This is a genomic window from Streptomyces sp. NPDC005803 (assembly GCF_040630435.1).
Lineage (GTDB): Bacteria > Actinomycetota > Actinomycetes > Streptomycetales > Streptomycetaceae > Streptomyces.
This window is the reverse complement of the sequence record NZ_JBEXXO010000019.1, coordinates 157,152-172,446: the sequence shown is the minus strand read 5'-3', so window position 1 is coordinate 172,446 and position 15,295 is coordinate 157,152. Positions and strand designations below refer to the sequence as shown.

Annotated in this window: 11 protein-coding genes; 9 read left to right on the top strand and 2 right to left on the bottom strand. The window is 73.4% G+C overall.

Translation table 11 applies throughout. The features are described from left to right. Positions 1–64: 64 nt before the first annotated feature. Positions 65–1,033, bottom strand: coding sequence for an agmatinase (gene speB / locus ABZ454_RS26015; protein ID WP_356322647.1), 969 nt, complete (start codon positions 1,031–1,033; stop codon positions 65–67). A 176-nt stretch (positions 1,034–1,209) separates the two neighbouring features. Between speB and ABZ454_RS26010 the strand changes: the two genes are divergently transcribed. From ABZ454_RS26010 to ABZ454_RS25970, 9 genes are all read left to right on the top strand, one after another. Further along, positions 1,210–2,655: a PucR family transcriptional regulator gene (locus ABZ454_RS26010; RefSeq protein WP_359541323.1), complete on the top strand. Its 1,446-nt coding sequence runs from the start codon at positions 1,210–1,212 to the stop codon at positions 2,653–2,655. A gap of 98 nt (positions 2,656–2,753) precedes the next feature. After that, complete coding sequence (locus tag ABZ454_RS26005; RefSeq protein WP_356322645.1) at positions 2,754–3,062, top strand: hypothetical protein; 309 nt, start codon at positions 2,754–2,756, stop codon at positions 3,060–3,062. 246 nt (positions 3,063–3,308) lie between these two features. Further along, on the top strand, positions 3,309–4,649 hold the full coding sequence (eccD, locus tag ABZ454_RS26000; RefSeq protein ID WP_359541321.1) for a type VII secretion integral membrane protein EccD: 1,341 nt from the start codon (positions 3,309–3,311) through the stop codon (positions 4,647–4,649). A 61-nt stretch (positions 4,650–4,710) separates the two neighbouring features. Further along, on the top strand, positions 4,711–6,003 hold the full coding sequence (locus ABZ454_RS25995; RefSeq protein WP_359541319.1) for a MinD/ParA family protein: 1,293 nt from the start codon (positions 4,711–4,713) through the stop codon (positions 6,001–6,003). Between the two features lie 61 nt (positions 6,004–6,064). Then, positions 6,065–10,075, top strand: a complete 4,011-nt coding sequence (gene eccCa, locus ABZ454_RS25990) for a type VII secretion protein EccCa (protein ID WP_359541318.1) — start codon at positions 6,065–6,067, stop codon at positions 10,073–10,075. Positions 10,076–10,130: 55 nt separating this feature from the next. Continuing rightward, positions 10,131–11,552 carry a DUF6177 family protein gene (locus tag ABZ454_RS25985; protein ID WP_359541315.1) on the top strand — a complete coding sequence of 474 codons (1,422 nt, stop codon included), beginning with the start codon at positions 10,131–10,133 and terminating at the stop codon, positions 11,550–11,552. A 127-nt stretch (positions 11,553–11,679) separates the two neighbouring features. Continuing rightward, positions 11,680–12,012 carry a hypothetical protein gene (locus tag ABZ454_RS25980; protein WP_356322640.1) on the top strand — a complete coding sequence of 111 codons (333 nt, stop codon included), beginning with the start codon at positions 11,680–11,682 and terminating at the stop codon, positions 12,010–12,012. A gap of 61 nt (positions 12,013–12,073) precedes the next feature. Further along, positions 12,074–12,394, top strand: coding sequence for a pore-forming ESAT-6 family protein (locus tag ABZ454_RS25975; RefSeq protein ID WP_356322639.1), 321 nt, complete (start codon positions 12,074–12,076; stop codon positions 12,392–12,394). Between the two features lie 285 nt (positions 12,395–12,679). Beyond that, a complete protein-coding gene (locus ABZ454_RS25970) occupies positions 12,680–13,639 on the top strand; it encodes an SDR family NAD(P)-dependent oxidoreductase (RefSeq protein ID WP_359541311.1) in 960 nt (319 codons plus the stop codon). A 117-nt stretch (positions 13,640–13,756) separates the two neighbouring features. Here ABZ454_RS25970 and ABZ454_RS25965 read toward each other — a convergent pair whose 3' ends face one another. Next, positions 13,757–15,271 (bottom strand): MDR family MFS transporter, encoded by a 1,515-nt coding sequence (locus ABZ454_RS25965; RefSeq protein WP_359541308.1) that lies wholly within the window; start codon positions 15,269–15,271, stop codon positions 13,757–13,759. Positions 15,272–15,295 lie beyond the last annotated feature (24 nt).

Genomic DNA, 15,295 nt, shown 5'->3' with positions numbered 1-15,295 from the left:
CTCCGCGTCGTCGTGCTGGGCGTCGCTCACTGCTCCCGGGCCTCCGCGTCGTCGGGCTGGTCGCTCACTGCTTCCGGGCCTCCGCGATCTGGCGGGTCATGATCGTCGTCAGTTCGTACGCGGTGTGCGAGGCGGCGACGGAGGTGATCTCGGCGTGGTCGTACGCGGGAGCGACCTCGACCAGGTCGGCGGAGACCAGGTTGCAGGAGGACAGCCCGCGCACGATCTCCAGCAGCTCGCGGGAGGTGAGGCCGCCGGCCTCGGGGGTGCCGGTGCCGGGGGCGTGCGCCGGGTCCAGCACGTCGATGTCGATGGAGATGTAGAGCGGCCGGCCGCCGATGCGCTGGCGGAGCTGGTCGGCGATCTCGTCGACGCCGCGCCGCATCACGTCGGCCGAGGTGACGATGCCGAAGCCCATCTTGGCGTCGTCGGTGAGGTCCTGCTTGCCGTACAGCGGGCCGCGGGTGCCGACGTGGGAGAGCGCGGACGTGTCGAGGATGCCTTCCTCGACGGCCCGGCGGAACGGCGTGCCGTGCGTGTACGCGGCGCCGAAGTAGGTGTCCCAGGTGTCGAGGTGGGCGTCGAAGTGGAGCAGCGCGACGGGACCGTGCTTCTTGGCGACGGAACGCAGCAGCGGCAGCGCGATGGTGTGGTCGCCGCCCAGCGTCATCAGCCGGGCGCCGGTCCCGAGGAGGTCGTCGGCCGCGGCCTCGATCGTGTCGACGGCCTCTTCGATGTGGAAGGGGTTGGCGGCGATGTCCCCGGCGTCGGCGACCTGCGCCAGAGCGAAGGGCGAGGCGTCCTGTGCCGGGTTGTACGGGCGGAGCAGGCGCGAGGCCTCACGGATCGCGTTGCCGCCGAAGCGGGCGCCGGGCCGGTAGGAGACACCCGAGTCGAAGGGCACACCGACGACGGCGACGTCCGCCGTGCCGACCTCGTCGAGGCGGGGCAGCCGGGCGAACGTCGCGGGCCCGGCGTACCGCGGGACGCGGGAGGAGTCGACGGGGCCGCGCGGCGTTTCGTTGCTGCTCATGGGGCGGGTGGCCTTTCCTTCGGTTCCTTCGGTGACGCGCTGCTTCGAGTGTGCCGGATCCTGCGCGAGGGCACGGGGGCGCGCGTACGGGTGCGCTGACGACGCTAGGCGGCGGGGCGGCGACCCTGAAGTGTATGTTTCATCCATTCTCGTCTCCGTGAACGGATGAAACATCCATGCCCGAAGCTCCCGCAGGACCCCCCACCCCGCCCGTTCCGCTGGCCGGGCTGCTGGCCCTGGAAGAGCTCGGGCTCCGCGGGATCGCGGGCCCGGCCGACGCCGAGCTGCTGTGGGTGCACACCTCGGAGATGGCGGACCCGTACCCGTATCTGCTCAGCGGTGAGCTGCTGCTGACCGCCGGGGTGCTGCTCACGGAGCCGGACGGCTATGTGGCCCGGCTGGTGGAGGCGGGCGCGGCGGCGCTCGGATTCGGGGTGCGCCCGGTGCACGACACGGTCCCGCCCGAGCTGGTCGCGGCGTGCGACCGCCACGGGCTGCCGCTGGTGGAGGTGCCGCCCGAGACCCCCTTCACGGCGATCGCGCGGGCGGTGTGGGGGCTGATGGCCGCGGCGCGCCACCGTGAGCTGCGGCGGGTGACCCGGGCCCAGCAGGCCCTGGCGACGGCGGCGGCCCGGCCGGACCCGATCCCCGCGGTGCTGCACCAGCTGGCGGTCCGGCTCTCGGGGCGGGCGGCCCTGCTGACGGCCGGCGGCGAGGAACTGCACGCGGCGGGCGAGGCCCCGGGGCCCGAGGTGCGGGCGGCGCTGGCCCGGCTCGCCCGGGTGGTCGCCCCGGGCGCCCGCCCCGCCCCCGCCTCGGCCACCGACACCCTGGGCCCCGCCCACCTGTCCGCGTACGCACTGGGCGGCGGGCAGGGGCTCGCCCTGGGCCTGGCCACGGACCACCGCGAGGCGGGCGACCACACCATCGCCCAGATCGCGGCCGTCCTGCTCTCGTTGCTGGCCGCCCCGCACCAGGGCGCCGACGCGGCGGGGCGCTCGGCCGCCCTGGTCCGGCTGCTGCTCGGCGAGGATCCGGCGGGTGTCGCGCCGCTCCTGGGCGGCGACGGGCGGTGGACGGTGGTGCACGCGCGCCGCGGCGGCGGCACGGCGGCGGACCCGCTCACGGCGGGGGCGCTCGGCGCGGCCCTGGGCTCGGCACTCGTGGACATGGGCCGGGGCGGCGACGCGGTACGGGTCCTGGTCCCGGGCGGCGAGCGGATCACCCCGCAGCCGGGCTGGACGCTCGGCGCCTCCGCCGCCGCCCCGGCCGACGCCCTCGGCCTCGCCGACGCGCAGGCCGCGCGCGCACTGGGCCGGGCTGAGGCGACCCGCACCCCGCTGGCCGTGGACACGCCGGTCACCGGCCTCGCCGCACTGATCCCGCCCGGCCCGGCGGCCGCCCACGCCCGCGCCCTCCTCGCCCCGCTCACCGAACCGCTGGCCGAGACGCTGCGCTGCTGGCTCTCCCTGCACGGCAGCTGGGACCGCACGGCGGTGGCCCTGTCCGTCCACCGCAACACCGTCCGCCAGCGCATCGCCCGGTGCGGGGTGTTGCTGGAGGTGGACCTGGACGACATGGACGTACGTACCGAGTTGTGGCTCGCCCTGCGCCAGGAGTGATCTCGCCGCACCCGACGTGCGGAGGCCCGCGCTCCACCCCCCTGATGTGTCCCGCTCTCCAGGACATGACATATGTTGCAGAGGCAAAGGGGGGCCGCATGGCACGGGATTACGACAGTCAACTGCTGGAATCGGTCGGGGTACGCCGGCGCAGGATGCGGGACGCGCTCCTGTTCGGCGCCCAGCGCGCGCGGCGGACGGCGGACGAACGCCTCGGGAAGGTGTTCGCGGGGATCGCGATCACGGCCGTGCTGTGTGCCGGGTGCGTGGGATGGTCGTTCCTCCAGCACACCCTGGACAAGCAGAAGGCCGAGCAGCAGAAGCAGCAGCGGCAGGCGCAGCAGTACGGGCAGCCCTCGCCGACGCCCTCGGCCTCGGCCGGCTCGACGAAGCCGGCGCGGCCGTAGACATCGCTTCCAGGGGCGCCGCGACTCTCCGGGATGCGCCGGGATTCGCCGCGATCTTCCGGATCCGCCTGATTCACCTGATTCACCTGTTCCGACCGCTTCACCGAAATCACCGGAATTACCGGATGCACCCATGCCACCGGCCCGGGATGCGCAGGACGCAGGACCGCATGGTTCGCTTTGCCCAATTGGCCCGAAATTCCAGGAAATCGCGATGATAGGTTTTCGTAAGTGGTGAGTACAGCAATGACTTCCCGGGCGGAAATGAGCCGGGTGACCCTGGTCGGCGAGCGGCGGCGTGCCGACATCGTGCTGCCCTCCGATACTCCTGTCGGGCAACTCCTGCCGGACATCCTGCAGTTGCTGGACGACCGGGCCGCGACGCGGCCGTTGACCCGGCAGTTGCTCACCTCCGACGGCTCGGCGCTGCCGCACGACAGCACCCTGGCGTCGGCGGGGGTCGGCGACGGCGCCGTGCTGCGGCTCGTGCGGACCCACGCCGCACCGCCCGCACCGGTGGTCCACGACGTCACGGACCAGGTGGCCGACAGCCTCGACATGCAGGCCTGGCGCTGGCGTCCGGCCGCGCGCCGGGCGAGCGCGGGGGCGACGACGGTGGCCTTCGCGGTGATCGCCGCGCTGCTCGCCCGCCGCGAGTTCCCGCTCGCCGCCCTGGCCGGCGCGCTGGCCATCCTCACCGTCGCCCTCCTGGTGGGCGGTGCGCTCGTCGCCCGGCTCGGGCGGGGCAATCGCGGCCTGGCGACCGCGCTGCTGCTCGCCTCCGCCGGGCTGGGCATCCTCACGGCGTGGACGGCCGCCGACGCGTACGACTGGTCAGGAGCCCTGCGGCTGGCCGCCGTGGCGGGCTCGGTCACCCTGTCGCTGGCGCTGCTCGGCTTCTTCTCGCCGCTGGGCCGTGGCGGTCTCATCGGCGCCATCGCCACGGCCGCTCTGGCCGTGGTCTGGGAGGGCGTCGCCGCCGTCACGTCGGATCCGGCCCGGATCGGCGCCGTGATGGCCGTCTTCTCGGTGGTCCTGCTCGGCCTGCTGCCCCGGATCGCGCTGATGGCGTCGGGTCTCACCGCACTCGACGACCGGCGCTCGGGCGGTGTGTCCGTCAGCCGTCACGACGTGAGCAACGCGCTGGCCGCCACGCATCGCGGGCTCGCCCTCGCCACCCTCGCCACCTCGGTGTCGGCGGCCGCCGCCGGCTGGCTCCTCACCCTGGCCGACCGGCCGAACGTGTGGAGTGTGCTGCTGCCCTCGCTCGTGGCGGTGGTGCTCCTGTCGCGGGCCCGGGCGTTCCCGCTCGTGGCCGAGGTGGTGGCGCTCTTCACCGCCGCCGCGGTCCTCGTCGTCCGTCTGGTGATGCTCTGGATGGACCACGCCGCGGGCGCCGGACCGATCGCCGTGCTGTGCGCGGCGGCGCTGCTGCCCTTGCTCGCCCTGGCGGTGGAGCCCCCCGAGCACGTGCGGGTCCGGCTGCGGCGCACGGCCGATCTCGTCGAGTCGATCGGCGTGGTGGGGCTCTTCCCGCTCGCCGTCGGCGTGTTCGGCATGTACGGGCAGCTGCTCAACAAGTTCTGACGACCGACACACATGCGCGGGCGCTCCGGGCGGGGCATCGAAGCGGAGATGAAGGGCAGACATGCCGAACGCGGACAACTGGCAGAACGATGTGCTGCGTGACCTGAGCGGCGCCGGCGCCTCGCAGGGCGCCACGGCCGCACCGGGCGCCGGCGGGCAGACGGCCGCAGCGCCGGCCCCGGCACGCGCACACGGGCAAGGACACGGACCCGCACAGGGGCAGGGACCGGCACAGGCACAAGGGCACGGGCAGCAGATACCGGCGTACCAGCAGCCCCAGCCGCCCATGCAGCCGCAGCCCCGGCCCCAGCCGCAGACGCCGCCCCAGGAACAGGCGGCGGCGCGCGGGTACTCACCCGCCCCGGGCGCCGGCTCCGCCATCCGTACGGAGCCCGCCCCCACCTCGTACGCCGAGAGCACCCAGCTCCCCGCCTCCCCCGGCTCGCGGGCCGTGGTGGACGGCTCGCTGGCCGCCGCGGCGCGGCGGCCGCGGCACGGCGAGCCGCTCGCCGTACGGGCCTCGCGCGCCCTGCGCCGCATCGTCTCCTCGTCGGCGGCGCGCGAGGTGGCCGAGGTCACCGGTACCGCCGGGGTGCTCCAGCAGCCGGTGACCACCGGGCGGCAGATCGCGGTCACGTCCATCCGGGGCGGTGCGGGCAAGACGACCCTCGCCGCGCTGCTCGGCACGGCGTACGCGCACTACCGCCAGGACCCGGTCCTCCTCGTCGAGGCCGATCCGGCCCTCGGTTCCCTGCCGTTGCGGCTCGGTGCCGAGACGCTGCGGTGGACCACGGCCGATCTGGCGGACATCGTGGAGCCGCAGATGTCGCTGCTCGACGTCACCGGCTACCTCGTCCAGCTCCCCGACAACGCCTGGCTGCTGCCGGGCAGTCAGGGGCGGATCGGGGCGATGCTGGACACCTCGACGTACGAACGGGTCATGGTGGCGCTGCGGCGCTACTTCAGCGTCACCGTGGTCGACTGCGAGACGCTGCCCGCCGAGGTCGCCCGGGTCGCCCTCTCGGCCTCCCAGGCCCGCGTGCTGGCCGCCCCCGCCACGCTGGACGGCGTCACGAGCACGTACGCGGTGCTGCAGTGGCTGCAGGGACTGCCCCGTCATGTGATCGCCGGGACGGTGGTCGTGCTGTCCAGCATGGTGGCGCGGCCCGGCATCGACGTGGAGGCGGCCGCCGAACGGCTCCGGTCCACCGGTGCGAGCGTCCACGTCCTGCCCTACGACCGGCACCTGGCGGCCGGCGGGGCGCTGCGCACCGAGTTGCTCGCCCGGCCGACGCGCCTGGCCGCCACCCGGCTCGCCGCCGAGGTGTTCCAGCTCTCCCAGAAGCGCCGGTGACCGCGATGAAGCAGCTGCCCGGCCACGACCACGAGCCGCCCGTGAACCCCGGACGGAGCCGATGAGCACCCGCCTGATCCACCGCCCCGCCCGCACCACCCGCCCGCCGGCCCCCTCCGCGCCCCGCACCATCGAGGCGCCGCCCAACCTGCCCGAGGGCAAGTCGGGCAACATCGCGATGTCCCTGCTGCCGGTCGCCGGGGTCATGTCGTCCGTCGTGATGATGACGGTCGTGCGCAACAGCCAGTTCGCCGGCCTCGGCGCGATCATCCTCGTGGTCACCGTCATCGGCTCCGTGGCCCTGCTGCTCTCGCAGCGCGGCAAGGCCCAGCGCACGCGCCGCACCCAGCGCGAGGCCTACCTCGCCTATCTGGAGGACCTGCGCGAGGAGTTGTCGGCCGAGGAGCGTGAGCGGCGCGGACGGGCCGATGTGCTGAACCCGTCGCCGTACTCCCTGTACGACATCGTGCGCGACCCCGCCCGGCTCTGGGAGCGGCGCAGGGTCGACGACGACTTCCTGCGGGTGCGGGTCGGCACCGGCGAGATGCCGGTACGGGACCTGGAGGTCGCCGAGCAGGGCTCGTCCGTGCTCACGCCGCCCGACCTGTTCATGCTGAACGAGGCCTCGGCCCTGGTGAACCGTTTCCGCAACGGCACCGAGCTCCCCATGACCGTCCCCCTCGACCGCGTCGGAAACGTCAGCGTGATCGGCCCCCGTGAGGACTGCCTGCGGGTCGCCCGCGCCCTGCTCGTCCAGACGGCGGCCCTGCACGCGCCCGACGACGTGGCCGTCGCCGTCGCGGCGCCGGGCGGACGGATAGCGGACTGGGAGTGGGCCAAGTGGCTGCCGCACCTGCTCGACCCCGAGCAGTCCGACGGCCCGGTCGCCGCCCGCCGGATCGCACCGTCCGCGGCCCAGCTGGCCCGTCGGCTCGACGCCGAGCTGCGCCGCCGGGCCTCCTACGCCGCCGAGGTCCGCCGCGGACTGGCCGGCCGGGACGCGCTGGCCATGAACTCCCGGCTGCTCGTGATCGCCGACGGGCACGGCGAGGACGCCGTCGACCTGCCGCGCCCCGACGACGCGGTCGGACTGCACGAGATGGGCGTCACCGTGGTGCACCTGGTCGAACAGCGGGTGCAGGAACCGGGACACGTCAACGTGCGCATCACCGTCGAGGGCTCGGACGTGACCATCGAGGACCTGCGGCCGGCGGAGCCGGTCCAGGCCCACGGCACGGTGGACGAGGCCGGCATCCCGTTCGCCGAGGGCCTGGCCCGGATGCTCGCTCCGCTGCGGCTCTCCGCCGAGTCCCTGGTCGACGCCCCGCTGTCCGGTCCGGTCGAGTTCGCCGCGATGCTCGGCATCGACGACGTGGCCCGGCTCGACCTGGAGCGGCTGTGGGCGCCGCGCGGGGAGCGCGCCTTCCTGCGCGTCCCGATCGGCATCAGCGACTCCCACGAGCCGGTCCTCCTGGACCTCAAGGAGTCCTCCGAACTCGGCATGGGCCCGCACGGACTGTGCGTGGGCGCCACCGGTTCCGGGAAGTCCGAGCTGCTGCGGACCCTGGTCCTCGGTCTGGTGGCCACCCATCCGCCCGAGGACCTCGCGCTCGTCCTGGTCGACTACAAGGGCGGTGCCACGTTCGCGCCCTTCGCCGATCTGCCGCACGTCGCGGGCGTCATCACCAACCTGGAGAACCAGGCGGGCCTGGTCGAGCGCGTGCACTCCTCGCTCGCCGGTGAGGTCAAGCGCCGTCAGCAGGCCCTGAAGGACGCGGGCAACGTCGCCGACATCGGGGACTACGCGGCCCTGCGGGCTTCGAGGCGGCCGGACCTGGACCCGCTGCCGCACCTGTTCGTCGTGATCGACGAGTTCGGCGAACTGCTCACCGCGAAACCGGACTTCATCGACCTGTTCCTCTCCATCGGCCGGATCGGCCGTTCCATCGGCGTCCATCTGCTGCTCTCCAGCCAGCGGATCGAGGGCGGCAAGCTCAAGGGACTGGAGACCTACCTCTCCTACCGGCTCGGCCTGCGGACCTTCTCCGCCGACGAGTCGCGCACGGTCCTGGACACCACGGACGCGTTCCACCTGCCGCCGCTGCCCGGCTTCGGCTACCTCAAGGTCGACACCAGCCACTACGCCCGCTTCAAGGCGGGCTACGTCTCCGGCGGATACCGCGGGCCCGTCCGGAGCACCGACGAGGCGGAGACCGGCCCCCTGGCGCTCGCCTACGAGGCGTTCAACACCCTGTCGGGAGCGGACAGTACGCGCCAGGCCCAGGAACCGGCGTCGCGCCGCCGCGAGACCGGGCCGACCGAACTCTCCATCATGGTCGACCAGCTGACCGGCGCCGCTCCCGGCGTCCGCAGCATCTGGCTGCCCCCGCTGCCCTCCGCCGTCGCCCTGGACACGGTCGCCGGGCCGCTGGACGTCGGCCCGCGCGGCATGCGGCTGGCCGGCGGGCGCGCGGACGGCTCCAGCGCCGGTGCGCGCCGGCGGGGACCGCTCACGGTGCCGCTCGGCCTGCTGGACGACCCGGCCAAGCAGTGGCAGGGGCAGTGGTTCCTGGACCTCACGGTGGCCGGCGGCCACGCGGCCGTGATCGGCGGCCCGCAGTCCGGGAAGACGACGCTCCTGCGCACGCTCATCCTCTCCCTCGCGCTGACCCACACCCCCCAGGAGGTCGGCGTCTACGGACTCGACCTCGTCGGTGGCGGGCTCCAGGCACTGTCGGAGCTGCCGCACGTGGGCGGCATCGCGGGCCGCGCCGACCGCGAGCGGGCGGCCCGCACCGTCGAGGAGGTCCGCGCCATGCTCGCCGTGCGCGAGGACCTCTTCCGCGAGAACGGCATCGACTCGGTCGAGCAGCTGCGCACCCTGCACGCGGCGGGGCGGCTGCCGCAGCTGGCGTCCGCCGAGATCCTGCTCGTCATCGACGGGTTCGGCGCGCTGCGTGACGACTTCGACGAGCTCGACGACGCGGTCGCCGACATCCTCAAGCGCGGCGGCGGTTACGGCATCCACATCGTCGCGGGCATGCTGCGCTGGAACGACGTGCGCATCGCCGTCCAGTCCAACTTCGGCACCCGCGTCGAACTGCGGCTGAACGATCCCGGCGAGTCGAGCATCGACCGCAAGCTCGCCGCCACCCTGTCGCCCGACGAGCCGGGCCGGATCCTCACCGACGGCAAGCTCTTCGCCCAGGTCGCCCTCCCCCGCACGGACGGGGCCGCCGACACGGCGGACCTGGGCGCGGTGCTGGAACACGCCGCCCGTACGGTGCGTGCCACGTGGCACGGTGAAGTCGCCCAACCGGTACGGGTGTTGCCGCACCTCCTGGAGCCGAAGCTGCTGCCGGGTCCGGTCGCCGAGCCGCAGCGGGTCCCCCTCGGACTGGACCAGTCGGCCCTGGCGCCCGTCCTGCTCGACCTGTTCCGGCACGACCAGCACCTGCTGGTGCTCGGGGACAGCGAGTGCGGCAAGACGAACCTGCTGCGGACGGTCGCGCACGGCCTCGTCGAGCGCTACGGCGAGGACGACCTGGTGTTCGCGGTGATGGACCCGAGGCGTTCTCTGCGCGGGGTGGTCCCGGAGGAGTTCAACGGGGGCTATGCGTACAACTCCAAGCTGTGTGCCGGACTTTCGGCCGGGATCGCCACCGAGCTGGAGAAGCGGCTGCCGGACGAGAACGCCCGCCTGGAGGACCTGGAGCCGGGCAGCTGGGGCAAGGGCCCGCGCATCGTGGTCCTGGTCGACGACTACGACGTGCTGACGACGGCGGGCCAGTCGCCGTTGGCCGCCTTCCTTCCGTACATCCCGTCGGCGGTCGACATCGGCCTCCACTTCGTGCTGACGCGCCGCGTGGCCGGCGCCTCGCGGGGCATGTACGAGCCGCTGGTGCAGGGCCTGCGCGAGTCGGGCGCCTCGGCGCTGGTGATGTCCGGCGACCGCAGCGAGGGCCAGCTCTTCCCCGGTGTGTACGCGTCGCACCAGGCGCCGGGGCGGGGCGTGTTCATCCAGCGGGGCCGGCCGAACCGGCTGGTCCAGACGGTGTACGCACCGGGATGAGCACCTCGGAGGACGTACGCCACCACCGCCGAGCCGACAAGGACCGCACGGCTCCATGACGAAAGACGTCATCGCGCTCACCGCCCGGATGCCCGACCCGTTGACCGTGCTCGCGGGCCTGCTCTCCGGCGGCCCGGACAAGCTGGTGAGCGCCCGGGGCGAGGGCGCCGTGGTGCAGCTCTGTGACACGCAGGGGCGTCCGCTCGTCTCGGTCGAGGCCCCGCTGCTGGTGGCCGTGGAGGGTGAGGCGGAACGGCTGCTGGGGGCGACGCCCCCGCCGGTGCCGTACTGGTGGACGGAGGCCCGCGCCGCCACGGGGGTCGCGGAGGCGGAGCGGCTCGCGGGCACGTTCGCGACCCGGCTCACCGCACTGGTGGGCGGCTCGGCCTGGCCGCCGGAAGCCGTCGGCTCCCTCACCGTGGTGCCGTCGGACGGGGTGAGCGTCGCCCCGGCCCCGGCCACCGCACAGCCGGCCGTCGACGTGCTCACGGACAAGGTCGCCGTCGTCATCCAGGAGCGCCCGGTCGTCGCGATGACCGCCTGGCTCTCGGACGCCTTCCGGGCGGCCGCCGGGGCGGGGCTCGGCCTCCAGATCGTCAGCCCGGCGGGGACCACGCTCTCCCCCGCCGTACGCGACAGTCTCGGCGGCTGGCCGTCGCGCTGGATCGTCCAGGACGAGCGGGACGGGTACTACGACGGCCTCACCGGGGCCGTACTGCGGTGGCAGGACGGCGCGTTCGCACCGCCGCTCTCCCCGGACGCCTCGCAGGAGGACCCGCACACGCAGGTGGCCGCCTCGTACCAGGAGGTCACGGACACGGGCGAGCGCCAGCTCGGCCTGACCTTCCGCATGGTCCACCCGGCGGACGACCGGCTGGTGCTGGGCGGCGGCCTGGAGACGGTGTGGCGGGAGCTGACGGGGAAGCCGCCGGCCGGCTGGGGCACGTCGGAACCGGCCAATCTGCCGTGGTCCCTGCGCCAGTTGACCGACGTGGCCCGTCGCAGGGCACCGGAACCGACGTGGCTCGTCGTGGTCGGCGGCCCGGACCGGCCTGCCCTCGCCACCGTACGCATCACCCGTACGGAGGCCGGTGTCGAGGAGCACGTCACGATGGCGCTCGGCTACGGGAGCGGCGAGGAGTGCCCGGTGGACGCCCTGCCGGCCCTCGCGGAGGCCCTCGCGACCCGGCACCGCCTCCAGTCCATGCTCGTGCAACTTCGCAAAGCCCGACGCGACATGGCGGTGCCGGCACGCTTCGAGGGGCCGGACGTACCGCTGGCCTTCGTGCTCGGCGCGGAGGAGGTGCGCACCCTGCCGGGTGACCGCGCCCGCCGCACACCGCTGCCGGAGGCACCCCTCCCGCTCGGCCCGCAAACGCGCCCCGCGCTGTACTACCCGCTGCCGGGCGACCCGTCGGACCTGTCGGGGTGGCAGGACTTCGAGCGGCTGATGAGCCACCTCAAGGGAACGCCGTGACCGTGGGCGATGTCATGGGTCGGCAACAACGGCGATATGCCCCCTTGCTGATTGCAGTAGCGATGCGCGAGTTGATAGACATGTATGCGATCAAGCAGACAGTCGTTCGAGTGGGTGGGGGAAGCTGATGAAGTTCAACATGGGGGCCTCGGTCCTTTCGACCCTGATGTCGAAGTCCCAGGGGTCCAGTACGGATCTGGGCACGCTGATCCGGCAGTTGATCACGGCGGCGGAGCCGCTGGAGGGCAAGTTCCACGGTTCGGGCAAGGTCGCGTTCGACGACTTCAAGAACCGCTCCGACGAGATCACCGCGGCGCTCAACGCCTCGCTCTCCGGGATCCTGGGCGGCCAGTCCGGGATGGACGCGGCGTTCGGTTCGGGTGACCAGGAGCAGGGCGAGAACGCGAAGACGCAGATGGCGTCGGCCAACTTCGACGCAGCCCGGTTCTCGGGCCGCTGACACCGGCCCGCCCGACCGGCGGGCGGCGGGGTTTCGTATTTCTGACGGGGAGTGATGGGTGATGGCAGGAAACGCGGGCGACACCGACCGGCGTGCGTACGACACGGGCGCCTCCACTGAGGTGCAGGGCAACATCCAGGTGGTGATCGCCCAGCTGGAGGCGGTGATCACGGCCCGGGACACGCAGGTGAAGGCGGCGATGAGCGACTTCGCGGCGGACGGCGTGGCGGACGAGTACCACGGCAAGGAACTGCGGTGGCAAACGACCTCGCAGGAGGTCAAGAACATCATCCAGCTGCTGCGTTCGACGCTGGAGAAGAACGACGGCACCGCGCAGCAGACGCTGGCGCGCGCCAAGGCCGCGGTCGACAACATCGGCTGAGCAGAACGTCCGCCGCCCACCGGGAGAATCGTTTCTCTCCTGGTGGGCGCAGTGGTTCGCACGAGCAGCACGGGTACGCGTACGGGTTCGAGTGAACGGGCCTGTCCAGGACGGCTGCGACGCCGTGATGAGTCCGGCCGACCATCGCCTCCGCGGCCCCCAGGGGGCCGAGGCCGCCCCGGGTGCGCTCCCCACGCATGCGGCGTGGAAGCAGCGACCAGCAACGGGCTCCCTCCGTCAACTGCCCTTGCCTTAGAGCGCGGTTCAACACCTACCGTGCCCCTCATGACGACACCTCAGCACAAGATCGGTTCGGGCTTCGGCGCCCGGAGCACCGCGGACGACGTCCTGCACGGGATCGACCTGTCCGGCAGCACCGCGATCGTCACCGGCGGCTACTCGGGGCTCGGCCTGGAGGCGACCCGTGCCCTGGCGGCCGCCGGAGCGCGAGTCGTCGTCCCCGCCCGGCGACGGGCGGTCGCCCAGGAGGCCGTCGAGGGCATCGACGGCGTCGAGATCGACGACCTCGACCTGTCGGACCTGGACAGCGTCCGCGGTTTCGCCGAGCGGTTCCTGGCCTCGGGCCGCGACGTCGACATCATGATCAACAACGCCGGGATCATGGCGTGCCCCGAGACGCGGGTCGGGCCGGGGTGGGAGGCGCAGTTCGCCACCAATCACCTCGGCCATTTCGCCCTCGTCAACCATCTCTGGCCGGCGATCGCCCGCGGCGGCGCGCGCGTGGTCGCCGTGTCGTCCGGCGCGCACGGCATGGGCGTCCGCTGGGACGACGTGCACTTCGAGCGCGGCTACGACCGGTGGGAGGCGTACGGGCAGGCCAAGGCGGCGAACGTGCTGTTCGCCGTGCACCTCGACACCCTCGGCCGTGACGCCGGAGTGCGAGCGTTCGCCGTGCACCCGGGCAGCATCCTCACCCCGCTGCAACGGCACCTCGCGAAGGCGGACATGGTCGACGCGGGCTGGATCGACGAGGACGGCGCCCCGGCGGATCCCACGTTCAAGACGCCTGAGCAGGGCGCGGCGACGCAGGTCTGGGCCGCGGCCTCCCCTCAGCTGGCGGGCATGGGGGGCGTGTACTGCGAGGACTGCGACATCGCCGAGCCGGCCGCCGAGGGCACGGAAGGCGGCGTGCACGCCCACGCGACAGACCCGGAGCACGCCGCCCGCCTGTGGGCGTTGTCGGCCGGGCTCACGGGCGTCGACGCTTTCGCGGCGGCCCGCTGACGGCTGTCCGACGAGCCGCGCGCCCCGGCACCCGAGCGAGTCAGGCGGGGGGGCGCGGGCTCGTCCTCGTGAGGACGGGGCCGGGGGGCGGGAACGCTGTCCAGCGACCCGCCCCGGTCACTCCTTCCGCAGCGGCACCTCCCGCATCAGCAAGGCCACCAGGAAGATCACCACTCCGAGCAGGGCCGCGCCCGCCAGCACCCCGTGCAGGCCTTCGGTGACCGCTGTCCGCACCACGCCCCGGACCCCCTCCGGCATCCCGCGCACCGCCTCCGGCGTCCAGGCCGTGCCGCCGTCCGGCATGCCGGCCGAGTGCAGGCGGCTCGTGAAGACGGCGCCGAGCACCGCGATGCCGAGGGAGCTGCCGATCGTACGGACGAGGGTGGCGGTTCCCGTCGCGGCGCCCATGTCGCGGGGCGTCGCGCTGTTGATGGTGACGAGCAGCGTGCTCTGCATCAACAGGCCCATGCCCACGCCCGGTACGAGGGTCAGCGCGGAGGTCACCGCCGTGGGGGTGCCGGTGTCCACCGTCAGCAGGACGAGCGCGCCCACGGCCGTCAGCGCACCGCCGATGATGGGGTACGGGCGGTAGCGGCCGCCGCCCGCGAGGAGCTTGCCGGCCAGGAGCTGCGCGCCGAACATCCCCGCCATCAACGGGAGCAGCAGCATGCCGCTGGCCGTCGAGGACGCGCCGCGTACGAACTGCATGTACTGCGGCAGATAGGCGGACGCCCCGAGCATGGCGGCGCCCACCAGGAACGTGAGGACCTGGGCGAGTGTGAAGTTGCGGTCGGCGAACAGGCGGGGCGGGATGATCGGTTCGGCGGCCCGTCGCTCGACCCGGGCGAACCAGACCAGGGCCAGGGCGCCCGTCGCTCCGAGGCCGATGATCTGCGGCGAGGACCAGGCGTACCGTGTCCCGCCCCAGCTGCCCACCAGGGTGAGGGCCAGGATCGCGGCGCAGAGCAGGCCGGCGCCCGCGTAGTCGATCCGTGCCGTGACCCGCTCGGTGTGCAGGCGCAGGCGCAGCCCGACGACGAGCAGGGCGAGCGCGCCGATGGGGACGTTGACGTAGAAGACCCAGCGCCAGTCCAGCCGGTCGGTGAGGAAGCCGCCGAGCAGCGGGCCGCCGACCAGCGCGACCGGCATCATGGCCCCGATCATCGCCTGCGAGCGGCCTGCCTGGGAGGGCGGCAGCATGACGCCGATGATGGAGATGGCGCCGACCATGAGCCCGCCCGCGCCGAGTCCCTGGACGGCGCGGAAGGCGATGAGCTGGCCCATGTCCTGGGCGAGCCCGGAGAGTACCGAGCCCGCGAGGAACACCGTGATCGACGAGACGAAGCTGCCCTTGCGCCCGTAGAGGTCGCCGAGCTTGCCCCAGACGGGGGTGGAGAGGGAGGCGGTGAGCAGATAGGCGGTCACCACCCAGGACAGGTGGTCGAGGCCGCCCAGGTCGCCGACGATCGTGGGCAGGGCGGTGCCGACGATCGTGCCGTCGAGCAGGCCGAGCATCAGCCCCAGCAGGAGGCCGAACAGGACGAGTCTCGACGGGCCTGCGCCCTCCTCGGCGGGCGGGCCGGCCGCTTCGGGCTCCGGCCGCTCGTACGTGTCCTTCGTGAACTGGTTCATGGTCGCCCCCGGGTGGTGATGCGC

What these genes read in the sequence shown, in the direction of transcription:
- ABZ454_RS25985 (WP_359541315.1), top strand. Translation starts at nt 10,131, where the DNA reads ATGACGAAAGACGTCATCGCGCTCACCGCCCGGATGCCCGACCCGTTG.
- ABZ454_RS25975 (WP_356322639.1), top strand. Translation starts at nt 12,074, where the DNA reads ATGGCAGGAAACGCGGGCGACACCGACCGGCGTGCGTACGACACGGGC.
- eccCa (WP_359541318.1), top strand. Translation starts at nt 6,065, where the DNA reads ATGAGCACCCGCCTGATCCACCGCCCCGCCCGCACCACCCGCCCGCCG.
- ABZ454_RS26010 (WP_359541323.1), top strand. Translation starts at nt 1,210, where the DNA reads ATGCCCGAAGCTCCCGCAGGACCCCCCACCCCGCCCGTTCCGCTGGCC.
- eccD (WP_359541321.1), top strand. Translation starts at nt 3,309, where the DNA reads ATGACTTCCCGGGCGGAAATGAGCCGGGTGACCCTGGTCGGCGAGCGG.
- ABZ454_RS25965 (WP_359541308.1), bottom strand. Translation starts at nt 15,271, where the DNA reads ATGAACCAGTTCACGAAGGACACGTACGAGCGGCCGGAGCCCGAAGCG.
- speB (WP_356322647.1), bottom strand. Translation starts at nt 1,033, where the DNA reads ATGAGCAGCAACGAAACGCCGCGCGGCCCCGTCGACTCCTCCCGCGTC.
- ABZ454_RS26005 (WP_356322645.1), top strand. Translation starts at nt 2,754, where the DNA reads ATGGCACGGGATTACGACAGTCAACTGCTGGAATCGGTCGGGGTACGC.
- ABZ454_RS25995 (WP_359541319.1), top strand. Translation starts at nt 4,711, where the DNA reads ATGCCGAACGCGGACAACTGGCAGAACGATGTGCTGCGTGACCTGAGC.
- ABZ454_RS25970 (WP_359541311.1), top strand. Translation starts at nt 12,680, where the DNA reads ATGACGACACCTCAGCACAAGATCGGTTCGGGCTTCGGCGCCCGGAGC.
- ABZ454_RS25980 (WP_356322640.1), top strand. Translation starts at nt 11,680, where the DNA reads ATGAAGTTCAACATGGGGGCCTCGGTCCTTTCGACCCTGATGTCGAAG.